The organism is Streptomyces sp. NPDC008092, assembly GCF_042957285.1.
Lineage (GTDB): Bacteria > Actinomycetota > Actinomycetes > Streptomycetales > Streptomycetaceae > Streptomyces.
On record NZ_JBIBHY010000008.1, the window covers coordinates 136,250 to 150,124 of the forward strand.

The 13,875-nt window shown below is 64.0% G+C and carries 11 protein-coding genes and 1 pseudogene; 4 read left to right on the forward strand and 8 right to left on the reverse strand.

Annotated features, from left to right (window positions below):
• Positions 1-469: 469 nt before the first annotated feature.
• The 6 genes and pseudogenes from ACFZB3_RS26155 to ACFZB3_RS26180 all read right to left on the reverse strand — a co-directional run bounded on the left by ACFZB3_RS26155 (position 470) and on the right by ACFZB3_RS26180 (position 8,163).
• Positions 470-1,609: a hypothetical protein gene (locus ACFZB3_RS26155; RefSeq protein ID WP_391379094.1), complete on the reverse strand. Its 1,140-nt coding sequence runs from the start codon at positions 1,607-1,609 to the stop codon at positions 470-472.
• Positions 1,606-3,999, reverse strand: coding sequence for an ATP-binding protein (locus ACFZB3_RS26160; RefSeq protein ID WP_391379096.1), 2,394 nt, complete (start codon positions 3,997-3,999; stop codon positions 1,606-1,608). The genes ACFZB3_RS26155 and ACFZB3_RS26160 overlap by 4 nt, the downstream gene beginning before the upstream one ends.
• A 1-nt stretch (position 4,000) precedes the next feature.
• Positions 4,001-4,837, reverse strand: a complete 837-nt coding sequence (locus tag ACFZB3_RS26165; RefSeq protein ID WP_391379831.1) for a hypothetical protein — start codon at positions 4,835-4,837, stop codon at positions 4,001-4,003.
• A gap of 33 nt (positions 4,838-4,870) precedes the next feature.
• Positions 4,871-6,202: pseudogene (locus tag ACFZB3_RS26170) on the reverse strand (Eco57I restriction-modification methylase domain-containing protein); the annotation flags it as partial.
• A 69-nt stretch (positions 6,203-6,271) separates the two neighbouring features.
• On the reverse strand, positions 6,272-6,772 hold the full coding sequence (locus tag ACFZB3_RS26175) for an NUDIX domain-containing protein (protein ID WP_391379098.1): 501 nt from the start codon (positions 6,770-6,772) through the stop codon (positions 6,272-6,274).
• A gap of 35 nt (positions 6,773-6,807) precedes the next feature.
• A complete protein-coding gene (locus tag ACFZB3_RS26180; RefSeq protein WP_391379100.1) occupies positions 6,808-8,163 on the reverse strand; it encodes a tetratricopeptide repeat protein in 1,356 nt (451 codons plus the stop codon).
• A 226-nt stretch (positions 8,164-8,389) separates the two neighbouring features.
• Between ACFZB3_RS26180 and ACFZB3_RS26185 the strand changes: the two genes are divergently transcribed.
• The 4 genes from ACFZB3_RS26185 (at position 8,390) to ACFZB3_RS26200 (ending at position 11,434) form a co-directional block, all read left to right on the forward strand.
• Positions 8,390-9,139 (forward strand): hypothetical protein, encoded by a 750-nt coding sequence (locus ACFZB3_RS26185; RefSeq protein ID WP_391379102.1) that lies wholly within the window; start codon positions 8,390-8,392, stop codon positions 9,137-9,139.
• Positions 9,140-9,216: 77 nt separating this feature from the next.
• Positions 9,217-10,128: a phosphotransferase family protein gene (locus tag ACFZB3_RS26190; protein ID WP_391379104.1), complete on the forward strand. Its 912-nt coding sequence runs from the start codon at positions 9,217-9,219 to the stop codon at positions 10,126-10,128.
• A gap of 1 nt (position 10,129) precedes the next feature.
• A complete protein-coding gene (locus ACFZB3_RS26195) occupies positions 10,130-10,825 on the forward strand; it encodes a methyltransferase domain-containing protein (RefSeq protein WP_391379106.1) in 696 nt (231 codons plus the stop codon).
• Positions 10,826-10,855: 30 nt separating this feature from the next.
• Complete coding sequence (locus ACFZB3_RS26200; protein WP_391379109.1) at positions 10,856-11,434, forward strand: HAD domain-containing protein; 579 nt, start codon at positions 10,856-10,858, stop codon at positions 11,432-11,434.
• A 26-nt stretch (positions 11,435-11,460) separates the two neighbouring features.
• Here the strand turns inward: ACFZB3_RS26200 and ACFZB3_RS26205 are convergent, their stop codons facing one another.
• Together ACFZB3_RS26205 and ACFZB3_RS26210 are read right to left on the reverse strand one after the other, a co-directional pair.
• The gene (locus ACFZB3_RS26205) at positions 11,461-13,176 is read right to left on the reverse strand and encodes a relaxase/mobilization nuclease domain-containing protein (protein ID WP_391379111.1); all 1,716 of its coding nucleotides are present in this window, start codon (positions 13,174-13,176) and stop codon (positions 11,461-11,463) included.
• Entirely contained in the window at positions 13,173-13,742 is a 570-nt protein-coding gene (locus ACFZB3_RS26210; RefSeq protein WP_391379785.1) for a plasmid mobilization relaxosome protein MobC, read from the reverse strand. Before ACFZB3_RS26210 ends, ACFZB3_RS26205 begins: the two co-directional genes overlap by 4 nt.
• Positions 13,743-13,875: the final 133 nt, after the last annotated feature.

Sequence of the window (13,875 nt, forward strand, 5' to 3'; positions counted from 1 at the left end):
CGAAGCCTGAGCCGCCGCGCTACAACACGCGCCGCGTTCTCGTTGATTAGGGCCATCGCACTTCGCCTCTGCGCAAGGAGGAGCGTCTCCGACTCGCCAAGATCGTGTCCGTCTCTCGCCGGCCGAGTCGAGGCCGCTTGCACCTGGCCACGCATGGTATCCACTTCAGTGCGGTCCGTGAAAACCTGGGGTTCACCCAGCTGCCCAGCGCTAGGGCCAATCCACCGCCGGGCAGCCGACTGCTGACGCTTTTCTATGGCAGACGTGCCATTGCGTTGCGCTTGGTGTTGAATCTCGTTCGCCACAGCTTCTGCCCAATGCAGCCTTCCTTTGTACCGGCTAATGAACAGGCGAGGCCCGCCGGTCACCGCTCCAAAACACAGGAGAGGCCCAGTATCCACTGCGACAGCCGATATATGAGGTCGCTGCGCAGCAGACTCGGCGCTAGCACGCGGACGCGGAACTTGAGTCACGAGGTCACGTCCATCGGGTGAAGGCGGCCCCGGTCACCCCGAGAAACCATTGCGGCAAGATCAGGGATTTCCATGGCGTCATCGCGCAGAGCCCAGGGCTCATCCGCGAAGACGGGCCAAAGATCAGGCGCCAAACGGACACATTCCATAGCATCTGCGACGCCATCTTCTGCATAGTCCGCGTCAATTGTCACCACAGGGTGCACATGAGGGAGCAAAGTGACAGGCGAGCCATGTAGTCGTTCGTAGTAATCAGATAGTGCTTCTGCGACCTCCAGGTCCTCCGAAGAATCAAGAAGCGCTGTATCTACGAATGACTCTATTCCAGCCCGCCACCATCGCCGATCGACCAGCCCGGACAGATGCCCCGTATATACAATATTCCTGAGCTCCTCACCCATTTCGCTCTCAGAATCCGAGACTATGGATTGCAACTCCCTCAAGCCGATTCCTAGCAGTGTTGCGGCTTTGAGATCTGAGATCAGGAAGGACGGGAAAGGGAGAACTCGGTGAGCGAACCAGCGCAACCACGCGTTACCAGCCGTGTATCGGGCTACAACATGCTCTGGAGGTCGGCATACCTGCACTTCCGCGAGAGCACTATCGCTCCATGGGGCACTTTCCGCGAGATTCAGCCATGCAGCGCCTTCATTCCAAGAAGATTGATCGTGAATGAAAGGTCGAAGCGACGCCGCCCCCGCCGCCAGCTGGTGAAGTTTCGGTGAGGCATTTTCATCTTCCCCCTTCTCCAGAATCCAGTCCAGCCCACTTTGAGCGGAGAGCAGCGGCACACGTGCGGCCCTAGGCAGGTTCCCAGCCAGCCGGCCAAGCTCGCCTGTACGTAAAACGATAGCCGCGTGACTCTTCAAAGCAGCCAAGCGTCGAGATACTACTGCCGCCAGCGCCAGGCCATCCTGAGGCCAATAGGCAATCTCGTCCGGGTGGGGAACTAGATCCCACTCATAGTATTGATCAATGGCGACGACATCAGCCCGCCTCAGGTGATCATCAACCAATTTATTGGGCAGACATACCTCGACATCCAAGCCTGTGTGCTTGAGTACCGCGATGGCTGCAGTCTGATCCTCAGGGTGATCATCGATGATCAATACGGACGGCCTCTTCTGATCGCTCATCGCCGTACCTCACGACCAGGAATGATGACCTCTACAGCAGTTGAAAATCCATCCCGAGGTTCAACGAATCGAACCGACCCCGCATACTCGGATACGATACGGCGCGTGATCGGCAAACCCAATCCCATCCCCTGACCCAAAACGACGTCAATTTCGGTGGTTGTGGTTTCGAATGGAAGAAACCAGCGCTCGGCGTCTTCCAGCGACACTGCCTTCCCGGTGTTTTCGATCCTTATTCTGATCCCACCGTCCTTGACGGCCCCGCCCCAGATCATAATGCGCCCGTTCCTTCCTGCGGCCTTGACCGCATTAGTTAGCAGGTTGGTGCAAATAATAGTTAGCTCTGCAGGGAACATGGGTGGTGTCCTCACAGAGCTGTCAAGATCCTGCACTACCTCAACATCTCGTTCATTGAGAGTATTCGTGAGGAGCAGGAGGCTAGTACGAGGGGCATCAGATAGCGGAATCCTCTTTCGCCGACGCCTCGCATCGGGACCAACCACTTCCGTTAGATAGCTAGCCTGTCGCGTCAATGCCTGACACAAAGACTCAATCCCGCTACGCAGATCTTGAAGGAGTTGACTCTGACCCGGCCCGAGAGACCGTCCGTCGAGAGCACCTGCCAATGTGCGTAGGGCCTGCGCTTCACTTAGGAGGCCATTGACCTCATGAATGAAAGCGGCAAACTGGAGCCCGACGCTCGCTAGCACCTCCAGCATTGCCTGATCTGCATGCTCCTGGCTTGCAGAATGCTCTGCTAGATCGACAGCTGCAGCCGCCATCTCGATTTGCTCGGCAAGACCGGTATCTGGGCCAACGGTAGCCCTGATATTGGTCAGTTCTTGGCGCACTCTCGTGAGCGAGAAATTGAGATTATCTCGCGCGTTCTTCTCTTGGGGCTTCTCCTCAATGTCGGACTGAGGCTGGGAAAGTTCCAACTCCGCCTTGCTCGGCTCTTGAACAGGGGGTGCGAGACGTTGTTGAAGTTTTTCTGCTTTTGCCGATCTGCCACTTGCTTGCGTGGCAGCCCTAGCGCGAGACACCAGGTCGACGCCATTTCGTACAAGGTCTCGAAGATTACCGAACGCCTCATCCTGAAGGAAACCTTCTCGGTTAACTACAGGGCGGAGACAGGCAGCGTCCTCCGCCGTCATAAAAACGCCGCCAGTATATTGGTAATTACCAGCGATTTTGAAAGATTCACCCTCTTGCTTGGGTAGAACAGCAGACGACGCCTCATCGAGGATGATCTCGAACTCTCTCGCCCTCCTGGCATAGTCTTGATTAAGCCCTAGCCAGTCGTCATGTCGATCTCCGTAAGGAACGACGCGAAACCCCTCGAGATAAACACGAATACCTGAGTGTTCGTCAGCAAATTTCGTTAGCTCTGCCGACCTGACTGCTAGCTGTCCTTGGCGAGCATAGATCCTCGCAGTAAAGAATGGACCGCGCTCTGGATTCGGGTGGTCTCGACGCAAGAAATAACTCTTCGCCTCGGGAAAATCGTCGAGGGTTGCAGGTGTGGGGTGAATCGCGAAGGTCACGCCAGAACTGGTAGCGCGAATTTCAAGCAGCCAATTGCTACGTTCAAATAGTCGCATCCAGAGATCGTCACCAATATCGAGATCTCCCTGAAATGCGATTTTAAAGCCTGGATCACCGTCACCACGCGTCCACGGCTTCAAATGGCCAAGCGGAGCAAATTCGGGTGGAATGTCAAAAGACGGATCAACGAGAAGTCCGGGCGGTGGCAAGCAACTCGACACCTCCTGAACAAACTTGGATAGAGTTCTTTTGGTCCATCGAGATCGCACTGCTTCGAGTCGGAGCTCTGTCCCCGGCACCTGGCCGCGCGCATCAAATGCAGAAACCATCAGGCCGTCGCCGACGTCATCCAATGTGGAATGATCATCCTCGACCGAGCGCCAATTAATTACTGCCTGCACACCCTGCTCAGAAGATACCGACGAACCCGCACTGCGCACACCGGAATCAGGTACAGACCTCAACGAAAGCCGTTCGGCTAGCTTGTGGGCACTTAGCCTGCCAACGCCCTTCGCTCCGGTGTAACGCCTCTTGAATCGCGGGCTAAGGCGATCTCCTTGTTCCTTGTACCGGCTGGCGACACGAAGGAACGCCGTGCGGAAGATTTCGGGCGTCATTCCCACACCGTCATCCGCCACCGTGATGGTTCCTCCGCCACCATGGAGATCTTCGCCATGAACGATTACGCGAGTTGCATCAGCATCGTACGCATTCTTGATTAACTCGATCAATGCCGTGCTATCACGTCCCACCAAAAGCTCACCGAGCTCGCGGAAGAGGTGCGTATCCACTGTGAACCCGTACTCCTCCGGTTCCACCTGATCCCCTCTCATTTTCTCGGCCAAGTCAGCTGATCCTAGTACTGATCTTTGCGTTGCGCTGTAGTTCCACGATTCCGGCTGGAACGGGAACACCGCTCAACGGTCCGGGTTCCAGTTTAAGAAGACCGTCACCATGCTGCCGTGCCACGATACGCAGCGCCGCTTGGCCTTCTTCGCTCGACAGCCATTGAGCCAGGTGATTCACCGCTCCGGGCGAAGAGGGATTACGCAACCTGAGTCCGTACAAAGTATTTGTAGGAATTGCACCCACGTCGTTGACGACAATTCGAAAGCGGCTCTTCCCCATGGGGCCAATGAGTAGATCTGGGACTGTAATCCTCTCCAGGGCGTACCAAGGCGAACGCACCCTGCAAAGGTGCCGCTCGTGGATTCCCTCTGATTCTCCTTGGTCAAGAAGTTTCTTGACCTCCGGAATCTGGGCAGCTGAACTATCGAGCTTGAGCAGCCAGCATCGAAGCCCGTCCTCGCCAAGTTTTTCGTGTTCAGTGAAGCTCAATACGTCACCCGGCAGATCCCTAATTCGACTGACGGCCCTCACGCAAGTCCCATTGGGGAGCTGATTCTTTTCCTCCACCGTCCTGAGGAAAAAACTATTCGCGCCCGTTGCCACGCCGCGTCGAATGTGGACGAGTTGCGCCAACGGCACCGTTGTTTCTCGTTTACGGGCCCTTCGAGCTCTCGGATTCAATGCGCCTTCAGTGAAGGCAGCGGGCGAAGGAACTCCTTCCCGTCGCACCTGATTCTGCAGAACCCCAGAGAATCCAGATTGACCGTTCTCGGCAACTCGATAAAGAGCCATATCTTGAAGATCGGGTGAGATCGGGCCAACGAAAATCACCATGGCGGCGACTTGAGTTCCCGGAAATACTTCCAGGTGATTCGGGAATATATGTAGTTCCACCCTCCTACGCGTCGTGTGCCATAGGTGGTTTCGAACTGCTCGAGCGTAATCTGCTTCAAGCCAATTAGCCGGGAGTAGCAGGCATAGGGAGTCCCTGGGGCGCAGCGCCATCAAACTGGCAGCCAAGAAATAAGTTGAGAGGCCGGCGCGCAAACCGGGCGAAATGCTTCCTGATGCGGCTTGCGCCTGCTTCTTTTGGCCCTGAGTCAATTGCTGATGCCGAGTATACGGGGGGTTTCCAATGATTAGCCGCGGGCCGCGAAGCCTAGGCCATTTCTCCCCTAGCCAGCCAAGAAAATCCTCCTGCCTCACATGAAGTTTGGCAGTTTCTCCTGCCCGATGGAGATCTGGACGCGCGGCAAGCAATCCAAGCGTGACTAGGTTTACGTCAATGGCGTGGACGGCAGATCCTGGCCACCATGAGAGCGCGGAGGTCGTGAATGCGCCCACTCCCGCTCCCGGATCGGCGATGGTGCGCGGCGCTTCCGCGAGCCGAAGATCGAGAATTCCTTTAATGTAGGCAAGAACAGGCTCGGGAGTAAAAAAAGTACCCAGCCGACGACGTCGAGGGCTAGCCACGATGCGCTCGTAGACCAGCGCCAAGGGGTCATGTGCGGCACCTGTAAGCGCACCCAGGAGTCGGTCAATCAAGTCATCAGGAGGTACAGGAGCCGAACTGAGCCAATGCTGGACTTCAGCTGGCATCTTCGTTCGACGCAGTCCAATTTCTGCCCGCCGCGCGAGAGCCTCAGATACACCGCCCAGAGCGGCAAGGATACTGCGTTCTCGGTCATTGGTGCCGGGAACTGCAGTTTCTGGAAGTGGAGTTAAATGGCGGCCCCTGCACCATTTGACAACGTCAGAGACCACCGGATCAAATCTATCCCTGACTGGACTAATCAGACCTTCCGGGGCAGATTGCGTCAATCCGCCATCTTCTCGTTGTGGTGAGAGAGCATCGAGGAGCAGGCCCGGGGGTGATAGTTGGAGATCCGCTGGTGACATGCAGGAAAGTCTGCCAGAGGCTGGAATGGGTGCACGGTGTACGGCTCGACTGACTGGGAGCTCGTGCCGACATCCTGCTCTGGTCACAACCCAATGCAGGAAGGAGCCGCACTCTGCCCAGGCAGAAGCGCTTCGCCCGGCACTGTGAGCACCAGTCCGCTCTGATTCCTGACCGGCCCCGCAGCCGAGTCGCCGAGCTGCTTGGTCGGCGGGGCGGCTCTGCCGGCGGTCACAGGATCTACCGCCTGGCAGCCACCCAGCCGCTGCACCGTCGCACCCACTAGCTTGCAACACCACCATGAACAGCTACCCCTGGATTTCAAGGAAGTCACCACGAACCTCCATACGTCTGGCGGGAGCCGAGATTGATCAGCGCCAGCCATCGAGCGAGACATCAGTGCCGGCGGCAAGGTAGGAACGCAGAGCACTAGCAGTGGTCTCCACGAAGTCAGCCGGGATGGTGTCGCCGCCAACCCAGCAGACCTTGGAGTGCTTGCGGGGTTCACGGTTTACGGGTTCGCCAGTCCATTCATGGGCGACGAAGACGACGGTGAGAAAGCCGTTGGGCGCTTCGACACCCCATGCGCCGTGGATGATGTGGGCGACTTTGAGGGACTCCGGCTTCACGGTCAGGCCCGTCTCCTCGTACAGCTCGCGTACGGCGGTCTCCGTGATGGGCTCGCCGGGCTCGCTCTTGCCGACGGGAAGGTCCCACATGCCTTGGGCAAACTTGGCATTCTGGCTGCGCTGGAGAAGGACGACGCGGTTGGTTGCCTTGTCGTGGACGATGACGGCGGCGACCAGCAGGGTCATGGATTCGAGGGCGGGCGGCAGGGGTTTGGGCTGGTCGTCGGTGGTCCGCTGAGCCACGGCTGGTGTCCCTTCATCGGCCGGATGGTGGCAGCTTAGGCCAGCGCTTCGCGTGCGCGGCGGGCGAGTTCGGCGGCTCCGGGCACTTTGCGGCGCTGGTAGATGGAGAGGGTGGAGCGGAGCGAGGCGATCGCCTTGCGTGTACGGTCGGAAGTCATGCCCTCCATCAGGGTCAGGGCCTGTGACCATGCGGCTACGGCCTCGTCAGCACGGGCCTGGGCGGCGAGGCTGTCGCCGAGGTCGGCGTAGGTGAGGGCGTGGACGCGCTTGAACTTCTGGGGGTCCCAGCGCACCAGGGCGTCGCGGTGTTGTTGCTCAGTGCCGATGTGGTCGGCGAGGTCGGTCAGGGTGCGGGCGGTGTGACTGGCGACGGTGCCGGCGGCCGGGCCACTGACGCGGGAGTAGCTGGGCTGTGGGCCGTCGTCGCGCAGGAGGGCGTCTTCGGCGGCGAGCAGGGCGCGGGCCGCCGCGGGCTTCGCGCCTACCGCAGCGTAGGCGCGGGCGTGGGTGATGTGCAGCAGCGCCTCGGTCTGGCCGTCGACGTGGCCCAGTCCGCGGGTGAGGGCGCCTTCGACGAGGTCGACGCAGTGGTGAGGCTGCTTGAGGCTCAATGCTTGGTGAGCAAGGGCGCGCATCATCCAGGCGGCGTGACCGCGCGGGTCGGCTTCGCAGGCGAGCTGGTAGCCGACTTGGTAGTAGCGCTGGGCGGCGCCTTCCTGGCCGAGGTCGTGGTGCTTCCACCCAGCGAGGTAAGCGAGTTCGGCGACGGCACCGAAGGCAGCCTGTCGTAAGGCTTCGTTCGGGAAGCGGCCGCGAAGCATGGGAGCCGCCGTGTCGGCGAGGTAGGCGGTGACGGTGGTTAGGCCGTGGCCGCCGCCGAGGCGCTCGTCTGCCGCGCTGAAGGCCGCGGTGATCTGCCGTACGACGTCCACGTCCTCGATCCCGACCAGGGAGCTGCCGGTGCGGGCCTGCAGCATGCGTGCCGTGGCCTCGTGGTCGTAGAGGAGCGGCATGGCCACGCCGGCCGTGGTGAAGGCAGCGACGGCAAGGAAGCGGCGGCGTTCGACATCGGCTCGGCCTAGATCGGTGGCGGCCAGGACCGGATCGGTCTCCTCCGCTACCGCAGTTTCGGGTGTTCGAAGACCGATCTCGGCCATGGTGATGGCGCGGCCTGCTCGACGTGACAGTGCCTCAGCGAGGTACTGGCCGGTCCGTCCGGTCGGCTGGCGTGTGCCGTTCACCCAGTGCGAGACGGCCGACTTATTGGTCTGGAGGATCTCGCCGTTCTCGGCCGCGATACGGCGGATGTCCTTCGCCAGGGCCTCGAAGGTACAGCCGATCGCATCGATAACCTCACGCAGGCGGGGATTGGGACCCTTCGGCGCTGCCACGATCGCCTCCGCTCCGGAGCTGTAAACCGCGTATACCGCTTCAACCGCCTCTCACCGTACCCACTGTGCGTGTTGGAGGGTTCACTAAACATCAGCCGCCCGGCCCCGGTCCGACACCGTGACCAGGCTCCCCCCTTCGGCCGGGCGGCCCCCAGAAGTTCCGTACGCCTACACCGGGTTCGGGCACTTGTGTGCCCGAACCCGGCCGATCAGAGACGGAGACACGGTGACCATCATCGACACCGCGGCCATCACGGTCGTACTGCCCGAGGCGTTCGACGAGCGCTGGAGCCGTCTGCCCGGCATCCACATCGACGGCCGGCGCATCGCTATCGACCCGGCCGAGTACTTCTTCCGCTTCGAGTCCAACACCTGGCTCCTCGCCGACTGGGAGCTGGTCAAGTCCCAGCTCCTGGAGGCGCGGGAGACGACCGAAAGTGCGGTCGAGCAACTCGCGCTGGACTTCATCAAGGCCCACGCCGAGTCCACCTCAGACGCTTCCCGGGTGCTGTCCACCGCGTATGAGGTGTACGCCTACCTGTTCCGCGCGGAGCACCTCGACACCCTGGGCCTGCCGCAGATCACCGCCGAGCACCTGCGGATGCTGCGCGAGGCGGCCACGCTCATGGCGCTGAACAAGGTGGAGCTGGACGGGCACATCTCCAACGTCGGCCCGTGCTGGTTCTTCCCCGCCGCCACCTCCGTCGTCTTCGACTTGGACGACGAGATGGGCGGCATGCTCGACGAGGTGTACCACGGCGGCTGGTTCAACGAGCACCGCCGCATCGAATCCATCAAGGCCCACGCCGCCCTCGGCGGCCGGCTCGTGCACGGCTGCCAGTCCGTGCCGGACCAGTCCGGCGGCGTCGTCGCGCCCTACGGTGCCTTGATGGCGAACTTCCGAGACGACCTCGCGGCCTTCAAGTCCGGCTGGATCGAGCAGGTCTACGCCCACCGCGTGAGCCCTGCCGCCTAACACCGCACACCAGGCTCCGGGGCGGGCCGGCACCTCTCGCCCGCCCTGGACGCCCCCAACCTCCCTGGAGCCCCCACGTGACCGCGAACCCCAGCGCCGAACTCCTCGACAACCTGATCACGATGGCCGGACGGACCACCGCCGTGCGCGAGGAAGTGCGCGTGTGGTCGATGTCCGGTGTCGAGCGTTTGACCTTCCCCGACGCCACCACCGCGATCTTCAAGTACGCGAAGCGGCCCTTCGACAGCGAGGACCAGGCCCTCCGTCTGGCGCACACGCTCGGCGTGCCCGTCCCGCAGGTCCACGGCTCCGCCGTCCTGGACGGTTGGCTCGGCATGCTCATGGAGGACCTCGGCTCCGCCGTCCGCGATGCCGACGACCTCGACGGCACTGCTGCGGCCGTGGTCCTGCACGACACTCGGACGGCTCCCGCGTTGTCAGTCCTCGACCAGGCCAGTCTTCGCCTGCTGCCGAGCCGGGCCCTGGAGCACCTCGCCCGGCTGCGCAAGGCCGAGCGGTGGCAGGACGCGGACGACATTGAGGACGCGCTAGACCGGATCGCCCAGGCCGCTGAGACGCGCTCGGCTGGTACGACCGTGGCCCCGTTTGGTTGGGTGCACTCCGAGTTCCACCCCACCAGCCTCCACATCGGCCGATCCGGCTGGCGGCTACTGGACTTCGCCCGCGCCTTCACCGGCCCCGGACTGCTCGACCTCGCCAGCTGGCACGGCACCCTCGACACCCCCGACCCCGTACGCCTCCGTGTCTTCCTGGAGCAGTACGTCACTGCCGGCGGCACCCCCGACGCCCTCACCCGGCGCGGCGGGCTCACCGCCGAGAACTGGGCACTGGGCTGGCACCGCATGTGGGCTGTCGAGTGGTTCATGGAGCAGTCCATCCGCTGGATCAACGACCCGGCCACCGACCCCGCTTACCTCAAAGCCGTACGCCGCCACCTCACCGATGTCCTCCACCTCCTGGAGGTCTGACGTGCTCGCCCAGGCTTCCCCGTGGTACGTCCACGCCCTCCAGCGCACCACGGCCAGCCCCGCCGAACCCCTTTCTGTACCCGCCCGGATGGAATGGACCACCCGGCCCGGCAGCGGACCCGGCGCCGAGATCCTCGGACCGGACCTGCGCGGCAAGCGGCTGCTGGAACTCGGCTGCGGCCCCGGCCACAACGCCGCCCACCTCGCCACCCGCTACGGCGCCCAGGTCACCGGCGTCGATCTCGTCGGCCTCCAGGTCCGCCGAGCCCGCTCCCACTACGGCCGACTGAACAACCTGACCTTCGTCGCCGGCCACGCCCTGCACTATCTGCAAGCCTCAGACGAGCACTTCGACGCGGTCTACTCCGTCTTCGGCGCTATCGGGCTCGTCGCCCCCGAACTCCTGCTCCCGGCAATCGCCCAGCGCCTCAAGCCCGGCCGCACCCTCGCTTTCTCCGTTCCCCACCCCCAGCGCGGCGGCCTGCGCCCCGTAGCCGACGATCGGCCCCGCCGGGACTATGTCACCCTCCCTGACCGCACCCGACTGCCCATCGCCCGATGGGACTTCGACGCCGACCGCTGGGAGAAACACCTCGACCGCGCCGGCCTCTGGGTCACCTCGGCCCAGGAGTTCCACGACGTCCGCCACGGAGGCCGTTGGCCCACCACTCTGCTGATCACCGTGCGCAAGCTCTGACCCCCACCCCGGCCCCCCTGGGAGAAACCGATGCGCCCGCCCTATCTGCTCCTCGACGTCGACGGCATCCTCATACCTTTCCCGGACGTGGAAGGGGCCGGACCGGCGACCCACACCCGCCACGATGTCGTACCCACTGGCCGAAGCACCGACAACCCGGTCACCATCTGGCTCAACCCGGCACACGGCCCCCTGCTCATGCACGTCATCCGAACCGGCCTGGTCACCCCCGTCTGGTGCACCAGCTGGCGCCACGACGCCACCACCCTCATCGGACCGCTCCTCGGTCTCCCGCCCCTCCCCTACGTCCACCTCCCACGTCCCCAGATCACCACCAGCCACCCCAACGGCTACCTCTGGAAGCGCGACCACGTAGACACCTGGCTCGGCAACTCACCCGCCATCTGGATCGACGACGACTTCACCAGCCTCGACTACGAATGGGCCACCGAACGCACCGCTCACGGCCAGGCGACCGCGCTCATTCAGCCTGATCCCCACGTCGGCCTCCTGACCGAGCACCTGGTCGAGGCTTTGGGGCGGGCCGCGCTGTTGCCCATCGCACCGGATACTGCCTCCGGCTCTTCGCGCGAAGCGGAAGCCGCGTAGGAGAAGACAAATGAAGCGTCTGGTGCCTACCGGCGAAGGCGGTGCTGCTGGTCGGCAGGTGGCGTCGCCACCACTGAGGACTGGGGGTTACTGCTCTGCTGAGTAGCAATCGAACCTGCGATGGTGGAGCGTCGGCGGGCGGCTTCGGCGCGGCGGTTGGGTGCCGGGTTGCGGCCGGTGTGCTGGATGCGGGTGATAAGCACGCGGGCGGGTTGGCGGGCGGTGGTCAACTCGCGTTGAGCAGCGGCTTCCTTGAGGAGCTGGTGAGGTTGGTGACCGAGGGCTTCGGCGTCGGCCAGGACGGCAGCGAGCGCGGGCCAGGCCGCATCGGCGAGGATCCGCCCGGCGTGGTCGGGGACGGCTGCTCGCACGTCGCTGGCCAGGACACGGCGTGCTTCCTCTCTGGGCGGTCGGGCTGTGAGTTCGGCGAGCGTCGGGGCGAGGGCCAGGTCGGCGGCTGTCTGGAGGTGCTGGACGGCCTGGCGGGCGGCGTCTGCTTGGTGGGCGTGGTTCTTCGCTTCGTGCCAGCGCCTGGCGACGATGGTTGCCCAGACGAGGGCTGCGACCAGGGCGGCGAGTGCGCTGCCGTCGGGGCCGGTGGCGGTGTGGACGATGTCGCGTGCCGCGGTGCGCAGGGCGTGGGCGACTCGGTCTTCGGCCCGGATCTGGGACCGCTGAGCTCGGAAGAACGCCTTGGCGGCGGTCTGGAGTTCGGCGCGCAGATGGGCGGGTGCCGTCTGGGCGGTGGCTTCAAGGAGTTCGCCGAGGGCGGTGATGTGGGCCTGGGCATGGGTGTCGTCGGCGAGGTCGGTGTGGAGGGTGTCGAGTGCGTCGGCTGCTTGGTGCCACGGGGTGCTGGGGCGGTTGCGCCGGGCGGTGGGGTGTTCTTCGGGCTGGCTGGATTCGAGGCGGGCCTTGATTTTGGGCAGGGAGAGGTCGGAGGAGAACTTGCTTCCGGGGTGGTAGATCTGCTCGCCGGCCTCATTGAGGTCGCCGGGGCGGCCGGCGGCGTAGCCGAGGAGGTCGCCTGACGGGCCGCGCCGGACCTGGACCTCGACGCCGCCGGCTTCGAGGTAGGCAATGAATTCCTCGGCGCTGGTCGCGTGGGGGATAGCGGCGCGGATGCGGTCCTGGAGCCACTCGGGGCTGGTCTGGTCCCAGCCGAGGCGTTCGGCCTTGTGCATCTCGGCCTGAGTGGGGCGGCGGGCGCCGGTGCGGTCACCCTTCTTCAACTGCCGTAGCCCGTAGTCCTTCTCGATCTCACGGCAGGCGTCGCCGACGCGCAAGCCGCTGCCGTGCAGTTTGGGGCGGCGTCCGTCTTCGCGGACGGTGGTGGCGAGGATGTGGATGTGGTCGTCGGCGTGGCGTACGGCGATCCAGCGGCAGGCCAGGTCGTCACCAGCCGGGGCGATGCCGGCGGCCTCGACGATGCGCTGGGCGATCTCGGCCCACTCGGCGTCGGACAGGTAGCGGTCCTCGGGGGCGGCGCGGACCGGGCAGTGCCACACGTGGTCGGTGACCGGCTTGCCGAATTCGCCGTTGCGCAGCCGCACGGGTTCGTCGAGGTAGCGGGCGAGTTCGGTGAGGGTGGCGTTCTCGTCGCGGCCGGGGTCGGGCATGCCGAGCATGGCGAATCCGGCGACGATGTGCGGGTCGAGGTGTTCGTCGTGGTCGCCGGGGCCGTAGAGGTAGGCGAGGAGGCCGCGGGTGTTGGACCCGGCCGGTTTGATGGCGGCGATCACGCGGCTGCCTCCGTCTCCGGGTCGGCGGGCCGGCGCAGGGCTTCGGCGATCAGCTCCAGCATCTGGTGGAGTTCGGTAAGGCGCTGGCGGATGTCGGGTGGGGTGTGATCGCTGTTGAGGGCGCGGGCGATCTGGTTGACGTTGACGCCGATCCGGTTGAGCTGACGCAACACCTGGGCGCGGAACATGTGGGTGCGCCGGCGGTCCTCGGACAGGGGCAGGTTGGCGGTGAACCGGCCGGTGATGAAGGCGAGGACGATGTCGGCGGCGAAGCCGGAGTCGCCCTTGTAGCCGTGTGCGGCGGCAGTCTCCTGGAGCTGGGTGCGTTCGTCGCCGGTAAAGCGCAGGGGGCCGACGCGCACGACGCGCTTGGTGCCGGTGAAGCGGCGGATCGTGGGCTGGACGCTCTTCACGACAGGCTCACCGCCGACAGCCTCAGCGGTGCCGGCGGCGCGTACGGGGCGCAGGGTCTCGCGTTGGACGCGGTGGAGCGTGTCCTCGTCGGGGCCGCCCTCGGCCCCGACGTCCTGGTCTGGCGCCCCCTGGTGCCGGGCCGTCTCCGCCACCCCCGGGGCGGAGACCCCCGACGTCCGGCCTTGAGTCGGACTCGGGGTACTACTGGCTCCGCTCGGGGCAGCCCGTCCGAACGCCCGGCGCCAACGGTCCATCAGCGTAGGGGACTTCACCAGCGGCGGCTTC

Coding starts and splice junctions, on each gene's coding strand:
- ACFZB3_RS26155 (WP_391379094.1), bottom strand. CDS start 1,609: ATGAGCGATCAGAAGAGGCCGTCCGTATTGATCATCGATGATCACCCT.
- ACFZB3_RS26165 (WP_391379831.1), bottom strand. CDS start 4,837: ATGGTGATTTTCGTTGGCCCGATCTCACCCGATCTTCAAGATATGGCT.
- ACFZB3_RS26200 (WP_391379109.1), top strand. CDS start 10,856: ATGCGCCCGCCCTATCTGCTCCTCGACGTCGACGGCATCCTCATACCT.